Here is a 14,387-nt window from a genome sequence, read left to right on the forward strand (position 1 = left end):
CGCACTCCCACAGGTATCGGTGCAGGGGCGACCCAGGTTTATAAATCGTACTGTGGCCGAAACTGAGCGGCAGCTCGAACCGTAGGAGCGGGCCATGCCCGCGATTCGTGCGCATGGCGCACTCCCACAGGTATCGGTGCAGGGGCGACCCAGGTTTATAAATCGTACTGTGGCCGAAACTGAGCGGCAGCTCGCGTCGTGGGAGCGGGCCATGCCCGCGATTCGTGCGCATGGCGCACTCCCACAGATAAGGGTGCAGGGGCGACCCTGCTTAGAAGCTGTACTTGGCCGACACCTGATGATACCCACGCTCTGCGTTATGCACTTGGCCGAGCCGAATGGCCGCAGAGCGCCCGGAGATGCGTTCCCCACGCGGAGCGTGGCAACGATCAATCAACCGACCTAGAAGTCCGCTTTTACCGACAGCATGAAGTTGCGCGGTTCGCCGTAGAAGTTGCCGAAACCTTCGGTGCCCACGGTGGCGTAGTAGCGCTTGTCGAAAAGGTTGTTGCCGTTGAGGGCCAGTGACCAGGTGTCATCGACGCGGTAGCCGATGCGGCCGTTCCACACGGTGTAGCCCGCCTGGGAGATGTTGTTGCCGCTGATCGGCGAGGTGCGGTAGTTGTCGCTCTGGGCGTTGAAACCGGCGCCGACCGTGAAGCGCTCCAGAGGGCCGCTGAGGCTGTAATCACCCCAGACGCGCAGCAGGTGCCGCGGCACGTACGAGTTGTACGACACACCGTTCTGGTTGGGGTTGGCATCCTCCAGCACCTTGGTCTGGGTGTAGGTATAACCGGCCAGCAGTTGCAGGCGGTCGATGACTTCACCGCTCAGCTCCGCCTCGAAGCCCTGGGCGCGCACCTTGCCGGAGTTCTGCGAACAGCTGCCGTCGGCGCAGTTCGGATCGGTCTGGGCCGCATCCTCCTGAAGGGTGCGGAACAGGTTGAAGGAGCTGTTCAAACGGCCCTCGAACCACTCGCCCTTGATGCCCAGCTCATAGCTAGTGCCGATCAGTGGTTTCAGGGTACTGCCATCGATGGTCCTGAGGTTGCCCTGGGGCGTGAAGATGTCGGTATAGCTGGCGTAGGCCGTCAGGTTGTCGTTGAGGTCGAGCAGCAGGCCGGCGAAGGGCGTGACCTGTCCGGTTTCGGTGGTCTCGGAATTGCGCGGGGTGCCGACGCCGCGAAAGTAGGCGACGGAGTCGGTTTCGGATTTGTACCAGCTGACGCGGCTGCCGACTACGAATGTCAGCGGCTCGGCCAGTTTCAGGCGCGCGGTGGAGTAGACGCCGTACTGCTTGATGCGGATGTCCAGCGGGCCGCCGCGCGAGGCATTGGCCAGGTAGTAGCTCTCGTCCGGTTGCGGTAGATGATGGTCAGGATCGAGCACGTTCTGACGCTGCGGCAGTGCCGCCACTGCGAAGAAGTCGTCCTTGTGGGAGCGACTGGTGTTGGCGCCAACGATCAGCTCGTGCTGCTGGCCAAAGGCGTCGAACTTGCCATCCACGTAGGCGTCGAGGCCGTAGTCCACCTGGTCGTAGTCATAGATGCTGCCAAGTACCAAGGTGCTGGAACTGCTGGCGCCAACCGGAACCGAGCCGCTAGGAAAGGCGTACTCCATCTCCTGGGTGTTTCGCGACCAGACGCCCGCCACCTTCAGCGCCCAGTTGTCATTGAGCGGGTGCTTCAGATCACCGAACAGCGTGGTGCGTTTGCTGCGCTGGTTGTTCCAGGAAGGATTCTGGCAGGTGGAGCGGCTTAGCTTCAGGTCTTTGCCATCGGCGTAGCGCGGCACGCCGGCCCAGCAGGGTGTCGCATCGAGGTCTTCATAGGCGAGGCCCAGGCCGAACGTGGTATCGGCACTCAGGTCGAAATCCACGGCACCGTAGTAGATCTGATCCCGGCGCTCGGCAACGTCATAGAAGTAATGGCGGCTTTGCTGGGTTGCCACGGCCCGCCCGCGGATGGTGCCGGTTTCATTGAGCGGGCCTCCGGTGTCGACCTGGGCGCGGTAGTTGTCCCAGGTGCCCGCAGCGAGAGACAGTTGGGTATGTGGCGTGTACTGGCCGCGCTTGCGCACGAAATTGACGCCTCCCGCTGTACCGCCAGCGCCTTTCATCATGCCTGCCGCACCGCGAAGTACTTCGACCCGGTCATAAATGGCCATGTCGCTGGCAAAACTGTCGGCCTGTGCGTAGCTGCTGCCAATATCCAGCGGCACGCCGTCGTACTGGTACTGTCCGGTCATGCGGAAGCCGCGGGAGTAGAAGTACTTGCCGCCCATGGGCGAGTCGTACACGGTGATGCCCGGAGTCTTTTCCATGACCTGTTCGATGGTGTTGAGGTTCTGGTCGTCGAGCATCTTGCGGGTTATCACCGTGACCGATTGCGGCGTTTCCCGCAGCGAGTGCTGCCCCTTGCCGATGGTTACCGCACCCGTGGTGTAGGAGCCGCTGCCCTCGGTTGTTTCGCCCAGACCGCTGGCGTTGATGCTGGTTGCGCCCAACTGCAGTGAACCATCGCCTTCCTGCGACGCTTCCAGTGCATAGTCGTCTCCGGCCTTGAGCGGCCGCAAACCGGTACCGGCCAGCAAGCGGGCCAGGCCTGCGTCCACCGAATAGCTGCCGTCGAGCCCGGGACTGCGTTTGCCCGTGGTAAGCCGCGAATCCACCGAAAGCAGAATGTCGGCTTCGCTGGCGAAGCGATTCAGCGCCTGGTCTAGATCCCCCGCGGGGATGGCATAGGCGCGGGTCTGTTCGGTGGCGGCCGATTGCGCCTGTGCGCTGGTCGCGATCAGCAAGGGGCTGGTGGCCAGCAGGCCGGTGAGCAGGACTCGGGTGATCGACAGGCTCAGTGTCGAGCGGTGGGATGCAGGCAGGTACGGCATTCTGGATATCCTCTGAGAATGCGTCTTCATTGGGTTCAAGAGGTATCCCGAGCGAGCGTGTGAAACCGACAATGGGTTTTGCAAATTATTTGCTGATTGCTCTGAAATGCACGTCAGTCAGTTTGATCGTTCCCACGCTCTGCGTGGGAACGCATGTCAGGACGCTCCGCGTCCGTCAGGTTCAGCAGTCGCCAATAGTTCGAGGCGCGGAGCGCCACACGTGGCATTCCCACGCGGAGCGTGAGGAACGATCAGCGGTCAGCCTCTCGGCCGCACGGTGACCCAGTAGCGGGTGACGCGTTGCACGTCCACCGGCAGCGATTGCTGCAAGGCGGCGAGTACGCGGTCAGTGTCGGCCAGCGGAAATACGCCGGTCAGCGGCAGCTCGGCGATGGCCGGGTCGCAGCGCAGTACGCCGGGGCGGTGACGTGCCAGTTCATTGAGGAACTGGCCCAGCGGCATGCGTTCGGCGATCAGCCGGCCCTCGTTCCAGGCGATGGCATTGCGGTCTGCCTGGCCGATGGCCGTGGTCCGCTCGGCGCTGAACCAGCGTTGCTGGCCAGCCCGCAGGCGTGAGGGCGGGGCATTGCGCGGCCGCAGCTCCAGCTCGCCTTCGTAGAGTTCGACGCGGCTGCCGCCGTCGATCTCATACACCGAGAAGCGCGTGCCGAGGGCCTGGATTTCACCGGCGGCGGTCTCGACGATCAGCGGGCGGCGAGCGGCATCATGGCCACTCTCCAGCAGCAGTTCGCCCTTGAGCAGCCGGATGCGTCGTTCCGTTTCGCTAAAGCGAACATTCACCGCGCTGTCGCTGTTCAGCGCCAGCCGGCTGCCATCGGCGAGGGTGCGCTGCAAGCGTTCGCCGGTGCCGCTGCGCAGGTCTGCCATGGCTTCGCGCCAAGGTAGCTGCGACTGGGCCAGGTATCCGCTGCCGCCCGCCAGCAGCGCCAGGCCGAGCATCTTGAGGGTCTGCCGACGACGTGCGTCAGGCTGCTCGCGCAGCACGGCGCTGGCGGTGTGGGCGGGAACGCCAGCCAGGGTACCCTGCAAGCGCTCCAGGCGTTGCCAGGCGCGCTGGTGTTCGGGGTCGCGGGCCTGCCAGTCTGCGAAACGCTGGCGTTGCTCGGCATCCAGTGCGCCGCCCCAGTGCAGCATCAGCCAGTGGCTGGCCTGTTCGACGATGGCCGGCGGGATGGGTTCATCGCTGGCGCGCTTCATTCTGCGTACAGTACCTGATAGCAGGCCGAGATGGCGCGCAGCATGTACTTCTGCACCGAGCTGACGCTGACCTGCAGGCGTTCCGCGATCTGTGGATAAGTCAGGCCTTCGAACTGCGACAGCAGGAAGGCTTCGCGTACCTTGGTGGGCATGGCGTCGAGCATCGCATCGATCTGCAGCAGGGTTTCGATGACCATGGCGCGGGTCTCCAGTGACGGCGACTCGGGTTCTGCAAGGTGAGCGATGCTCTCGAGGTAGGCCCGCTCGATTCGCTGCCGGCGCCACTGGTCGATGATCAGATTGCGTGCGATCTGGGTCAGGTAGCTGCGGCCTTCGTCGATGCTCGGCAAACGGCCGCTGAGCAGCAGGCGCAGGAAGGTGTCCTGAGCGATATCCGCCGCCTGTTCGCGGTCGCCCAGGCGCTTGCGCAGCCAGCCATGCAGCCAGCCGTGATGATCGCGGTAGAGCGTATCGACGCTTTGCAGCGTTGATGGGGGCGGAGCGCTGGACACCGAAACTCCCTTGGCGTGCGCCAGTGCGGATAAGAATTGATCGCGATTGTAGGAGGGCTTCTCGTCTTTGGGAACAGGGTTGAACATAAATGGCTGACCATGAATTCTACTGCGGCTTGGGCGCGACCATCTTTTTCATTGTGTTTGACAGAAACCAAGCAGGAAGCCGATCGCTCGCGGCATGACAATCGAAAACCTGAACTTAGCTGCGTACTCCGAGGACTGATTGATTAAGGGCACTCAGCCCACTTTCATCTACCAGCCCTGGAGGCGGATATGTCGGATCATCACACCTACAAGAAGGTCGAGCTGGTTGGCTCGTCCTCGACCAGCATCGAAGATGCGATCAGCAATGCACTGGCCGAAGCCAGCAAGAGCATTCGTCACCTGGAGTGGTTCGAAATCACTGAAACCCGTGGTCACATCGCCGATGGCGCGGTGGCCCATTATCAGGTCACCCTGAAGGTCGGCTTCCGCGTCGCCAACAGCTGACCACGGGCATCCGTAGCTGCGTTTACTTGTCATGACGGTAAATTTGCGGCTTTATTGAAGCGGGCCACTTTTGGGCGCCCGGACTAGTTCATTGGTAACGAGGGAGCGTTTGTGATGAGAAAAGTGTTGTTTGCAGCAGGTTTGATGGCCCTTGCCGGTTCGGCTTTCGCGGCCAAGGATTGCGAAGAGCTGAAGGGCGAGATCGATGCGAAGATCCAGGCCAACGGTGTAGCGTCCTACACGCTGGAAGTCGTCGACAAAGGCAGCGTGACTGACCGTCAAGTGGTCGGCAGCTGCGGTGGCGGCACCAAGGATATCGTCTACCAGCGCAACTGATGGCGATGGTCGAAAGCCGGCTCGCAGCCTCTGCGACGCCGGCTTTTTACTGCCTGCAATTTGCCATGAGGTGGTCTCCGCCCAGCTGTAGGCGTAGGATAAGACCTACTTTTTTACTCGGATAAAGCCCTGGCTTTATCCACAGCCAAGGTTTTTTCTCATGACTGCACTCGCGAAACTTCCCTTCTCCGTTCTCGACCTGGCGCCGATCCGCGATACCGGCAGCCCAGAGCAGGCGCTGCACAACTCTCTGGGGCTGGCCAGGCACGTCGAATCGCTGGATTTCAAGCGTTTCTGGGTCGCTGAACACCACAACATGGACGGTATCGCCAGCTCCGCGACTGCTGTACTGCTCGGCTATCTGGCTGCCGGAACCTCGCGTATCCGCCTGGGCTCCGGTGGGGTGATGCTGCCCAACCACGCGCCGCTGGTGATCGCCGAACAGTTCGGTACTCTGGCGACCCTGTATCCGGGGCGCATCGAACTGGGCCTTGGGCGTGCGCCGGGCGCCGACCAGTTCACCGCTCAGGCCCTGCGCCGCGAGCGCTCCGGAAGTGCCGACGATTTTCCTCAGGACGTTGCCGAGCTGCAGCGTTACCTGGGCCCACGTACGCCGGATCAACGCGTCCTCGCCGTACCGGGTACCGGCACCAACGTACCGATCTGGCTGCTCGGCTCCAGCCTGTTCAGTGCGCAGCTGGCCGGTGAGCGCGGTTTGCCTTACGCCTTCGCCTCGCACTTCGCGCCCCGTTACGTGCACGAGGCCATTCGCGTTTACCGCAATGCCTTCAAACCATCCGAAACCCTCGATAAACCCTACGTGATGCTCGGCGTGCCGTTGATGGCGGCCGATACCGACGAACAGGCTCAGCACCTGGCCACGTCCGCCTATCAGCGCATTCTCTCGTTGATTCGCGGGCAGAGCCTGGTGCAGCGGCCGCCGGTGGAATCGATGGAGGGTCTGTGGCTGCCCCACGAGCGCGATGCGGTCGGCAGCTTCCTGGGCATGGCGGTAATTGGCGGCCCGCAGAAGATCCGTGCGCGGCTGGAGGTGTTGCTGGAGCAGACCCAGGCCGACGAGCTGATCTTCACCTGCGACCACTACGACTTCGCCGATCGTCTGCACGCCTTCGATATTCTCGCCGGGCTGCGCTGATCGCTTGATCGATCGCGGGGGCAAAAAACTCGAACTTGCCAGGCTGCCGCCTCTCTGAACTCTGTACCCCTCATCAACAGGAGCATAGAGATGAAGAAGACAGCATCGGCCCATTGGCAGGGCGGCATCAAAGACGGCAAGGGCACCATTTCCACCCAGAGCGGTGTGCTTTCCGAGCAGCCCTACGGTTTCAATACCCGTTTCGAAGACAAGCCCGGCACCAACCCGGAAGAGCTGATCGGCGCTGCACATGCCGGCTGCTTCTCCATGGCGCTGTCCAAGGAGCTGGGTGAAGCGGGCATGACTGCCGAGAGCATCGATACCAAGGCCGAAGTGACCCTCGACAAGCAGGATGGCGGCTTCGCCATCACCGCTGTGCACCTGTCGCTGAAGGCCAAGGTGCCGGGTGCCGACCGTGCGGCATTCGAGAAAGCGGTCGAAACCGCCAAGACCGGCTGCCCGGTCTCCAAGGTGCTCAACGCGGAAATCACCCTGGAAGTGGTGCTGGAGGCCTGATCGGCTTCCACGCTCCTCTGCACTTCAGCTGCGACGCCCGTCGCGGCTGAAGCCGCTTGCGATCAGAAACTCCCGCAACGCAGATTCTTGCCGCGTGCCAGCACGTTGCGCTCGGCATCATAGAGAATCGCCTGGCCACGCATGACTATCGAGCGCGCTTCGACACGGTAGCGCTGACCGGCTTTGAAGTCGTCATAGCGAATGCGGATATCGCAGGTCAGTTGCTGGGGCTCAGACATCATGTTCGTGCCGCCCCCACCACTGACTTCGAAGCGAAAGCGCATCTCCAGCTCGTGAGCACCCGGCGTGACCTGAAAATAGCGTCCGTCATCGACGCGTTGGCGATCCAGGCGCTCGGCCATCAGCAGGTCGATACCTTCACCCTCCAGATCGACCCAGGCCATGTTCGGATCGGCGGCAGGCAACGGCGAGGCGCAGGCACCCAGCAACAGCAGGCTGGCGAGCAAGAGAGGCTGGCGCATGGTGGTGTCTCCGATGGGGCGCGGACTGAGTATGCTGCAGTATCGCGCAAAAGCCGCCGCGACTTCGCGGTAGGATGAAGCGCTTACCTTCACATGACGACGGCCATGCTCGAGCACTGCACCTCCTTCCTTGTCGACCTGCCGCGCCGTATGGCGGTTCCCCTGTTCGCGCTGCTGCTCACGGGCTGCAGTACGGTCGACTACTACGGCCAGCTGGCCCGTGGGCAACTGCAGTTGCTGCATGCACGGCAACCGGTGCAGGCGCTGATCGACGATCCCTCGACCGAGCCGCAACTGCGCCAGCGCCTGGCCTTGTCCCAGGAGGCGCGCAGCTTCGCCAGCGGGCACCTGGGGCTGCCGGACAATCGCAGCTATCGCCTGTATGCCGACCTGCAGCGACCGTTCGTGGTGTGGAACCTGTTCGCCACCCCAGAGTTTTCCCTGCAGCCGCAACTGCACTGTTTTCCGATCGCGGGCTGCGTGGCCTACCGCGGCTTTTATGAGCAAAGCCGTGCTCGCGGTGCGGCTGCGCTGCTCGATGGGCAGGGATTGGACACCTACCTGGGCGGGGTGGAGGCCTACTCGACCCTGGGCTGGTTCGACGATCCGATCCTCAACACCATGTTGCGCTGGAGCGATGAGCGTCTGGTCGCGGTGATCTTCCACGAGCTGGCGCACCAGCAGTACTACCTGGCTGGCGACACCGCCTTCAATGAGTCCTACGCCACCTTCGTCGAGCAGGAAGGCTTGCGCCAATGGCGTGCCGCAAGGGGGCTGCCGGCGCTGAAGGCGTTGCCGATCCGGCCGCGCGAGCAGTTCAGCGAGCTGGTACTGGCCAGCCGCGCGCGCCTGGAAACCCTCTACGCCAGCGACCTCGATAGCGAGGCGATGCGTGCCGGCAAGCAGGCCGAGTTCGACCGTCTGCGCGGCGAGTATCGGCAGTTGCGGGCCACGCAATGGAAGGGGGTCGGCTATTACGATGGCTGGATCAACGGGCCGCTGAACAATGCCAAGCTGCTGCCCTTCGGGCTCTACGACCGCTGGGTGACGGCCTTCGACAGACTGTTCCGCGAGGCGCAGGGCGACTGGCCAACTTTCTATCGTCGGGTGGCCGAACTGGGTGCTTTGCCCGATGCGCAACGGCTTATACAACTGCAAGCGCTGGACGCTGTCCGAGACTAGGGTCTGTTGACGTTTCAGCGCAGCCTGCTTCGTCACGAGGCATGGCTGCGCTCGCCGGAGGGTTCGCGGCATTCCCGTGCCCTCTACGCCACGGATAGACACCCCCTAATCGATTACACGCAGAGGAAGGTCGTGATGAAAGGATGGACGGCAGTGATGCTGGTGCTTGGCCTGGTGGGCAGCAATGCCTGGGCCGCGCCCAAGTCGTGCGAGGAGCTCAGGCAGGAGATCGAAGTGAAGATCCAGGCTGCGGGCGTGGCCAGCTACACGCTGGAGATCGTCTCGAACGAGGAAGTCGAGGACGACAGCATGGTGATCGGCACGTGCGACAACGGTACTCGCAAGGTGATCTACCAGCGCAATGACCTGAGCGGTTCGAGAATGATGTAGCGCTCAGTCGGCGAAGGCCTGGTGCAACTGCGCCAGCGTCTGGAAGTGATGGGCAGGCCGTTCGCCGCTCAACTCTTCCAGGCTGCCGAAGCCGTAACCGACCGCCACGGCGTTCAAGCCGTTGCTGTGGGCACCGATCAGGTCATGCTTGCGGTCGCCAATCATCAGCGTATCGGCTGGGTCGAGGCCTTCCTGCTCGAGCAGGTAGGCGATCAGTTCCACCTTGTGGGTGCGCGTGCCATCCAGCTCGCTGCCATAGATGGTCTTGAAGTAGCGGGCGAAATCGAAGTGGCGGGCGATCTCCGTGGCGAACACCGTGGGTTTGCTGGTGGCGATGTACAGCGTGCGCCCCTGCTCGCGCAGCAGCTGCAGTAGCTCGATGACACCCTCGAACAGCTCGTTCTCGTAGAGCCCGACTTCGCGAAAGCGCACCCGGTAATGGTTCACCGCCTCCCTGGCGCGGGCCTCGCTGAGGCTGTAGGTGTGCATGAAACATTGCAGCAGCGGTGGGCCGATGAAGTGTTCCAGCGCGACCAGATCGGGCTCATGGATGTCCAGTTTCGACAGCGCATATTGTACCGAGCGGGTGATGCCTTCACGCGGGTCGGTGAGGGTGCCGTCGAGGTCGAAGAGAACGGTGCGCTGCTGCATGGTATGGATATCCGCTGGCCTGAATCGGCGCGGATTGTCCCGCACCGCAAGCCGCTCAAGCAACTCAGGCCGACGTCGGCCGATAGACCCAGCGCAGGCTCAGGCGCGTCAGTGGCCAGAGCAGCGCCAGCAGCACAAGCCCGAACAGCAGCACCAGCGCCACGGCCACGAACTCCGAGCCGGCATACAGAGCCACCAGCAGCACGACGCACAGCACGGTCGCCACGACCAACCAGATCCCCATGCACAGCAGCACGCTTGCCAGCAGACGACCGACGGCCAGGCGCGGCAACTGTGGCGGTAGCGCGCCGCGGGCGGCGAGCAGGGCGATCAGCCCGTACAAGAGTCCGGAAGCACTGCTGACCGCCTGCAGCCACTCCATGCCGTAGGGGTTGATGACGCCGATCGGCAGCAGCGCGAGCAGTTTCATGTAGATCACGCAGAACAGCAGGCCGAAGGCCAGCGCAGTCTCGCCGCGGCTGACCAGGCCGAGCCCGCTTTCGACCTGGCCCGTACGGCGCATCAGGTGCAGGCTCAGCCAGAGTGGCAACAACGTCGCCAGTACGAAGGAAACGAGGTTCAACGGTTGCAGCAGCAGAGTGGGGGATACCCCGTGGTCGCCTTCGTAGATCCATGCAATCCACGGAGTCACCAGCAGCCTGAAGAACAGGCCGACCAGGACGAAGGCCACGAAGTAGAAGCCAGCGAAGAGCGCGATGAGACGACCCGGGCGGGTGACGTTGACCAGGTCGTGGCGCTGCAGGTAATAGCGGGTCAGCAGCAGCGCACTGCAGCCGTCGATTGCCAGCGCGCCGAGCCAGTAGGTCGCCAGCTGCCACAGATCGTCCAGATAGGCTTGCAGGTATTCGGGCTCCAGAGTCAGCCACATGATGACCCAGGAAATCACCTGGCCCGCTGCACAGCAGAGCATCGCCGTGATCAACAGGCGTATGGGCAGCCCGGATGGCTGTCGAGCCTCGCTCGCGGGGCTGGGGTCGACCTGAGCGATGGCGTAAGGGTTGCTGTGCATGGGGCGATTCCTTTCCGGGCAGATCTTTCAATGCGGGCAGGATATACCGGCGCAGCGTGCGTTGCTGTGATGGTTCTACCGTTCGCCAGACAAGAGCGGCCATGAGGTAGTCGCACGGGGCGTGGGCTGCATTTTCCCGATGCGAAACCTGTTACTGCAGCTGGATTTTCAGTTGTGAAACATTTTGTTTCATTTGTTTCGCTTGGGGGCGCCGGGTTTTCCCGGGCTCATCCGTCTTGGGTGGTAAGAGCCGGATATTTCTCGCTCTCCACGAGTTGCACGGCGCCTGCACGGGCGCATTGCGTCTTTCACCTTGCACCTCACCGTGGCGCGTCGCGCTGCCTTCGTTCGCCTGAGTGCGAGCGCAGGTCCGGTCGACGGCGGGGATGGTTATTGGATGCTCAGGCAGAGGTCGGGCCCGTCATGACGTTTTTCCCTTTTTCCATTCGCCGGCGTTGGCTGCTCGGCGCGGTCGCGCTCGTGCCGGTCATCGCTGTGGCCTGGTTCAACGGCGAGCCGACGCCTGCCTATGAAACCGCTGTGGTTGGCCGAGGCGACGTGGAAGCCACGGTGGTCGCCATCGGCACCCTGCAGCCGCGCCACTCGGTGGATGTCGGCGCCCAGGTGTCCGGGCAGATCATGCGTTTGCATGTGGAACCGGGTGATCAGGTGGAAAAGGGCCAGTTGCTCGCCGAGATCGATGCCAGCCTGCACGAGGCCACGGTCGAAGCCGACCGCGCGGCTCTGCAGGGATTGCGCGCGCAGCTGGAGGAACAGCAGGCGCAGTTGCTGCTGGCTCGTCAGCAGCATGAGCGGCAAACCCAGCTGGCCAGGCTCGACGCCACCCGCGAAGAGGATGTGCAGGCCGCCGCTGCAGGCTACAAATCGGCCAGGGCGCGCCTCGACAACCTGCGTGCGAAGATCGCCGAAAGCCAGGCACTGCTCAAGCGCAACGAGGCGCAACTGAGCTACACACGCATCTACGCGCCCATTGCCGGCTCGGTGCTGGGCGTCGATGTGAAGGCGGGGCAGACCCTCAACGCCACCTACCAGACGCCGACGGTGATGCGCATCGCCGACCTGCGCAGCATGACCGGCTGGACACGTGTCTCCGAGGCCGATATCCGTCGGGTCAAGGCGGGCCTGCCGCTGTACTTCACCACCCTCGGCGGTGACGAGCGGCGCTGGCACAGCACGGTGCGCCAGGTACTGCCCGCGCCCCCGGTCACCCCTACCGGGCAGGGCGAGGCGAGCAGTGCCGCCGCCGAACCGGAAAAGGTGGTGCAGTACACCGTGCTGTTCGAGATCGATAACAACGACGGCGAGCTGATGCCACAGATGACCGCGCAGGTGGTATTCGTCACGGCCTCGGCCAAGGGTGTGCTCACCGCTCCGCTGGACGCCTTGCAGGGCAAGCCGGGTCATTATCAGGTGCGCATTCTTGCCAAGGGCCAGGCCGAGCTGCGCACGGTGAAGGTCGGCGCACGGGATCGTCAGGTAGCGGAAATCCTCGAGGGTCTGCAGGAGGGCGAGCGCCTGGTCACGGGCGATGCCCCGGCCGAGTCGGGTATGTCGAGGTTCCAGTGGTAGTTCCACTGATCGAGCTGCAAGGCATCAGACGCACCTACGGCGGGGAGAACGGTGCGCCAGCCGTCGATGTGCTGCGCGGTATCAGCCTGTCGATCCAGGCGGGTGAGTTCGTCGCCATCGTTGGCACGTCCGGCTCCGGCAAGTCGACGCTAATGAACATGCTCGGCTGCCTGGACCGCCCCAGTGCCGGTAGTTACCGCTTCGCCGGTGAGGATGTGGCGGCTTTCGATGGCGATCAGCTGGCCTGGCTGCGGCGCGAGGCGTTCGGTTTCGTGTTCCAGGGCTATCACCTGATCGCCACCGAGTCCGCGCGGGAGAACGTCGAGGTGCCGGCCATCTACGCCGGCATGCCGGCCGAGCAGCGCCGCGAGCGGGCGTCTGCATTATTGCGCAGGCTGGGGCTGGACGAGCGCCTGGAACATCGACCGGGGCAGTTGTCCGGTGGCCAGCAGCAACGCGTATCGATTGCCCGGGCACTGATGAATGGTGGACGCATCATCCTCGCCGACGAACCCACTGGCGCGCTGGACAGCCGCAGCGGCGAGGAGGTGATGGCGCTGCTGCACGAGCTGGCAGACGCCGGGCACACCATCATCCTGATCACCCACGACCGCGACGTCGCTGCTCAGGCGCGGCGGGTGATCGAGATCCGTGATGGAGCAATCATCAGCGATAGCGGTGCCACCCTACCGAGCAACGCGCTGCCGGCACCGGACATGCGTCAGGCCGGGCGTGACAGCGGCGCCTCCTTCTTCAGCGAACTGGGGGAGATGATGCGCGGTGCCTGGCGCGTGCTGCTGATCCACCGGTTCCGTACCGCGCTGACCCTGCTGGGCATCGTCATTGGCGTGGCCTCGGTGATCGTCATGCTCGCAGTCGGTGAAGGGGCCCGGCAGAAAGTGGTCGCCGAAATGGGCGTGATGGGCGCCAACATGATGTACGTGTCCAGCGACGTGCCACGTACCGGCGGCCCCATCGGGGTGCTCACCGAGGGTGATTTCGAGGCCATTGGCAAACTGCGCGAGGTCGCCCGGGTAATGCCGGTGCTGCGTGATCCGGCTCTGATCCGTCACGGCCAGCAGGCGCTGCAGACCGAAGTGCTCGGCGTTGGCGAGAACCTGCCGCACATTCACCGCTGGCCGGTGGCGCGCGGGCGCTTCTTCAGCGCCGCGGAGAACCGCGAGATCGCCCCCGTGGCCGTGCTCGGGCACGAGGTCTACACCAGCGTGTTTGCGGATGGCAGCGATCCGCTCGGCACGATCATCCTGATCAACAGCTCACCGTTCGAGGTCATCGGGGTGATGAGCGAGAAGGGCAGCGAAGCGGGTGGCAACTACCCCGACGAGCAGGTGCTGGTGCCGCACAGCACCGGTGTGGTGCGGGTGTTCCCCAAGCTGCGTGACGAGAGCTACGCGGCCATCGAAGTGAAGCGCAGCGACCTGGTTGCCCAGGCTCAGGCCGCGCTCGAAGCACTGATGCTGCAGCGCCATGGTCGTCAGGATTTTCGCATCTACAACTCGGCCGCCAAGTTGCAGGCCGAGGCCAAGACGCGGCAGAGCATGACCCTGATGCTCGGCCTGATCGCCGCGGTGTCGCTGCTGGTCGGCGGTATCGGCGTGATGAACGTGATGCTCATGACGGTACGCGAGCGCACCCGCGAGATCGGCATTCGCATGGCCACCGGCGCCCGGCAGCGCGACATCCTGCGCCAGTTTCTCACCGAATCGGTGCTGGTGACGCTGGTCGGTGGCAGCGTCGGGGTGGTCACCGGGTTGCTGTTCGGTGCGCTGCTGATCGCCTGGAACGTGCCGCTGGTGTTCTCGCTGTCGGCCATGCTGCTGGCATTCGCCTGCTCGGTAGGCACCGGCCTGGTGTTCGGCTACCTGCCGGCGAAGACCGCGGCGCAGCTCGACCCGGTCGTCGCGTTGGCCGTGCAATGACAGGAT

14 protein-coding genes are annotated in these 14,387 nt (G+C 63.7%); 8 read left to right on the plus strand and 6 right to left on the minus strand.

Going from position 1 to position 14,387, the window contains the following annotated elements; genetic code table 11:
• Window positions 1–402: 402 nt before the first annotated feature.
• From ACT9T4_RS01955 to ACT9T4_RS01965, 3 genes are all read right to left on the minus strand, one after another.
• A complete protein-coding gene (locus tag ACT9T4_RS01955; RefSeq protein ID WP_499115274.1) occupies window positions 403–2,886 on the minus strand; it encodes a TonB-dependent siderophore receptor in 2,484 nt (827 codons plus the stop codon).
• A gap of 258 nt (window positions 2,887–3,144) precedes the next feature.
• Window positions 3,145–4,104, minus strand: coding sequence for a FecR domain-containing protein (locus ACT9T4_RS01960; RefSeq protein ID WP_499115276.1), 960 nt, complete (start codon window positions 4,102–4,104; stop codon window positions 3,145–3,147).
• A complete protein-coding gene (locus ACT9T4_RS01965) occupies window positions 4,101–4,616 on the minus strand; it encodes a sigma-70 family RNA polymerase sigma factor (protein ID WP_042553647.1) in 516 nt (171 codons plus the stop codon). The genes ACT9T4_RS01960 and ACT9T4_RS01965 overlap by 4 nt, the downstream gene beginning before the upstream one ends.
• Before the next feature lie 276 nt (window positions 4,617–4,892).
• On the opposite strand from ACT9T4_RS01965, the gene ACT9T4_RS01970 reads away from it, so the two are divergent.
• The 4 genes from ACT9T4_RS01970 (at window position 4,893) to ACT9T4_RS01985 (ending at window position 7,116) form a co-directional block, all read left to right on the plus strand.
• A complete protein-coding gene (locus ACT9T4_RS01970; RefSeq protein WP_042553536.1) occupies window positions 4,893–5,108 on the plus strand; it encodes a dodecin in 216 nt (71 codons plus the stop codon).
• A 114-nt stretch (window positions 5,109–5,222) separates the two neighbouring features.
• Window positions 5,223–5,444 carry a DUF1161 domain-containing protein gene (locus ACT9T4_RS01975; protein ID WP_042553535.1) on the plus strand — a complete coding sequence of 74 codons (222 nt, stop codon included), beginning with the start codon at window positions 5,223–5,225 and terminating at the stop codon, window positions 5,442–5,444.
• A gap of 160 nt (window positions 5,445–5,604) precedes the next feature.
• Window positions 5,605–6,600 (plus strand): LLM class flavin-dependent oxidoreductase, encoded by a 996-nt coding sequence (locus ACT9T4_RS01980; RefSeq protein WP_042553534.1) that lies wholly within the window; start codon window positions 5,605–5,607, stop codon window positions 6,598–6,600.
• 90 nt (window positions 6,601–6,690) lie between these two features.
• Window positions 6,691–7,116 (plus strand): OsmC family protein, encoded by a 426-nt coding sequence (locus ACT9T4_RS01985; RefSeq protein WP_042553533.1) that lies wholly within the window; start codon window positions 6,691–6,693, stop codon window positions 7,114–7,116.
• Window positions 7,117–7,178: 62 nt separating this feature from the next.
• On the opposite strand, the gene ACT9T4_RS01990 is transcribed toward ACT9T4_RS01985, so the two are convergent.
• A complete protein-coding gene (locus ACT9T4_RS01990) occupies window positions 7,179–7,598 on the minus strand; it encodes a PA0061/PA0062 family lipoprotein (RefSeq protein ID WP_042553532.1) in 420 nt (139 codons plus the stop codon).
• A gap of 105 nt (window positions 7,599–7,703) precedes the next feature.
• On the opposite strand from ACT9T4_RS01990, the gene ACT9T4_RS01995 reads away from it, so the two are divergent.
• On the plus strand, window positions 7,704–8,780 hold the full coding sequence (locus ACT9T4_RS01995; protein WP_042553531.1) for an aminopeptidase: 1,077 nt from the start codon (window positions 7,704–7,706) through the stop codon (window positions 8,778–8,780).
• Between the two features lie 135 nt (window positions 8,781–8,915).
• Complete coding sequence (locus tag ACT9T4_RS02000; protein WP_042553530.1) at window positions 8,916–9,170, plus strand: DUF1161 domain-containing protein; 255 nt, start codon at window positions 8,916–8,918, stop codon at window positions 9,168–9,170.
• Between the two features lie 3 nt (window positions 9,171–9,173).
• Here ACT9T4_RS02000 and ACT9T4_RS02005 read toward each other — a convergent pair whose 3' ends face one another.
• Complete coding sequence (locus ACT9T4_RS02005) at window positions 9,174–9,821, minus strand: HAD family hydrolase (RefSeq protein WP_179539601.1); 648 nt, start codon at window positions 9,819–9,821, stop codon at window positions 9,174–9,176.
• Between the two features lie 64 nt (window positions 9,822–9,885).
• Entirely contained in the window at window positions 9,886–10,851 is a 966-nt protein-coding gene (locus ACT9T4_RS02010) for a hypothetical protein (RefSeq protein ID WP_499115281.1), read from the minus strand.
• A gap of 423 nt (window positions 10,852–11,274) precedes the next feature.
• Between ACT9T4_RS02010 and ACT9T4_RS02015 the strand changes: the two genes are divergently transcribed.
• Both ACT9T4_RS02015 and ACT9T4_RS02020 read left to right on the plus strand, forming a co-directional pair.
• Window positions 11,275–12,441: an efflux RND transporter periplasmic adaptor subunit gene (locus tag ACT9T4_RS02015; protein ID WP_042553527.1), complete on the plus strand. Its 1,167-nt coding sequence runs from the start codon at window positions 11,275–11,277 to the stop codon at window positions 12,439–12,441.
• Window positions 12,435–14,381: an ABC transporter permease gene (locus tag ACT9T4_RS02020; RefSeq protein WP_499115283.1), complete on the plus strand. Its 1,947-nt coding sequence runs from the start codon at window positions 12,435–12,437 to the stop codon at window positions 14,379–14,381. Before ACT9T4_RS02015 ends, ACT9T4_RS02020 begins: the two co-directional genes overlap by 7 nt.
• Window positions 14,382–14,387: the final 6 nt, after the last annotated feature.

The organism is Pseudomonas sp. SZ40 (genome assembly GCF_052958135.1).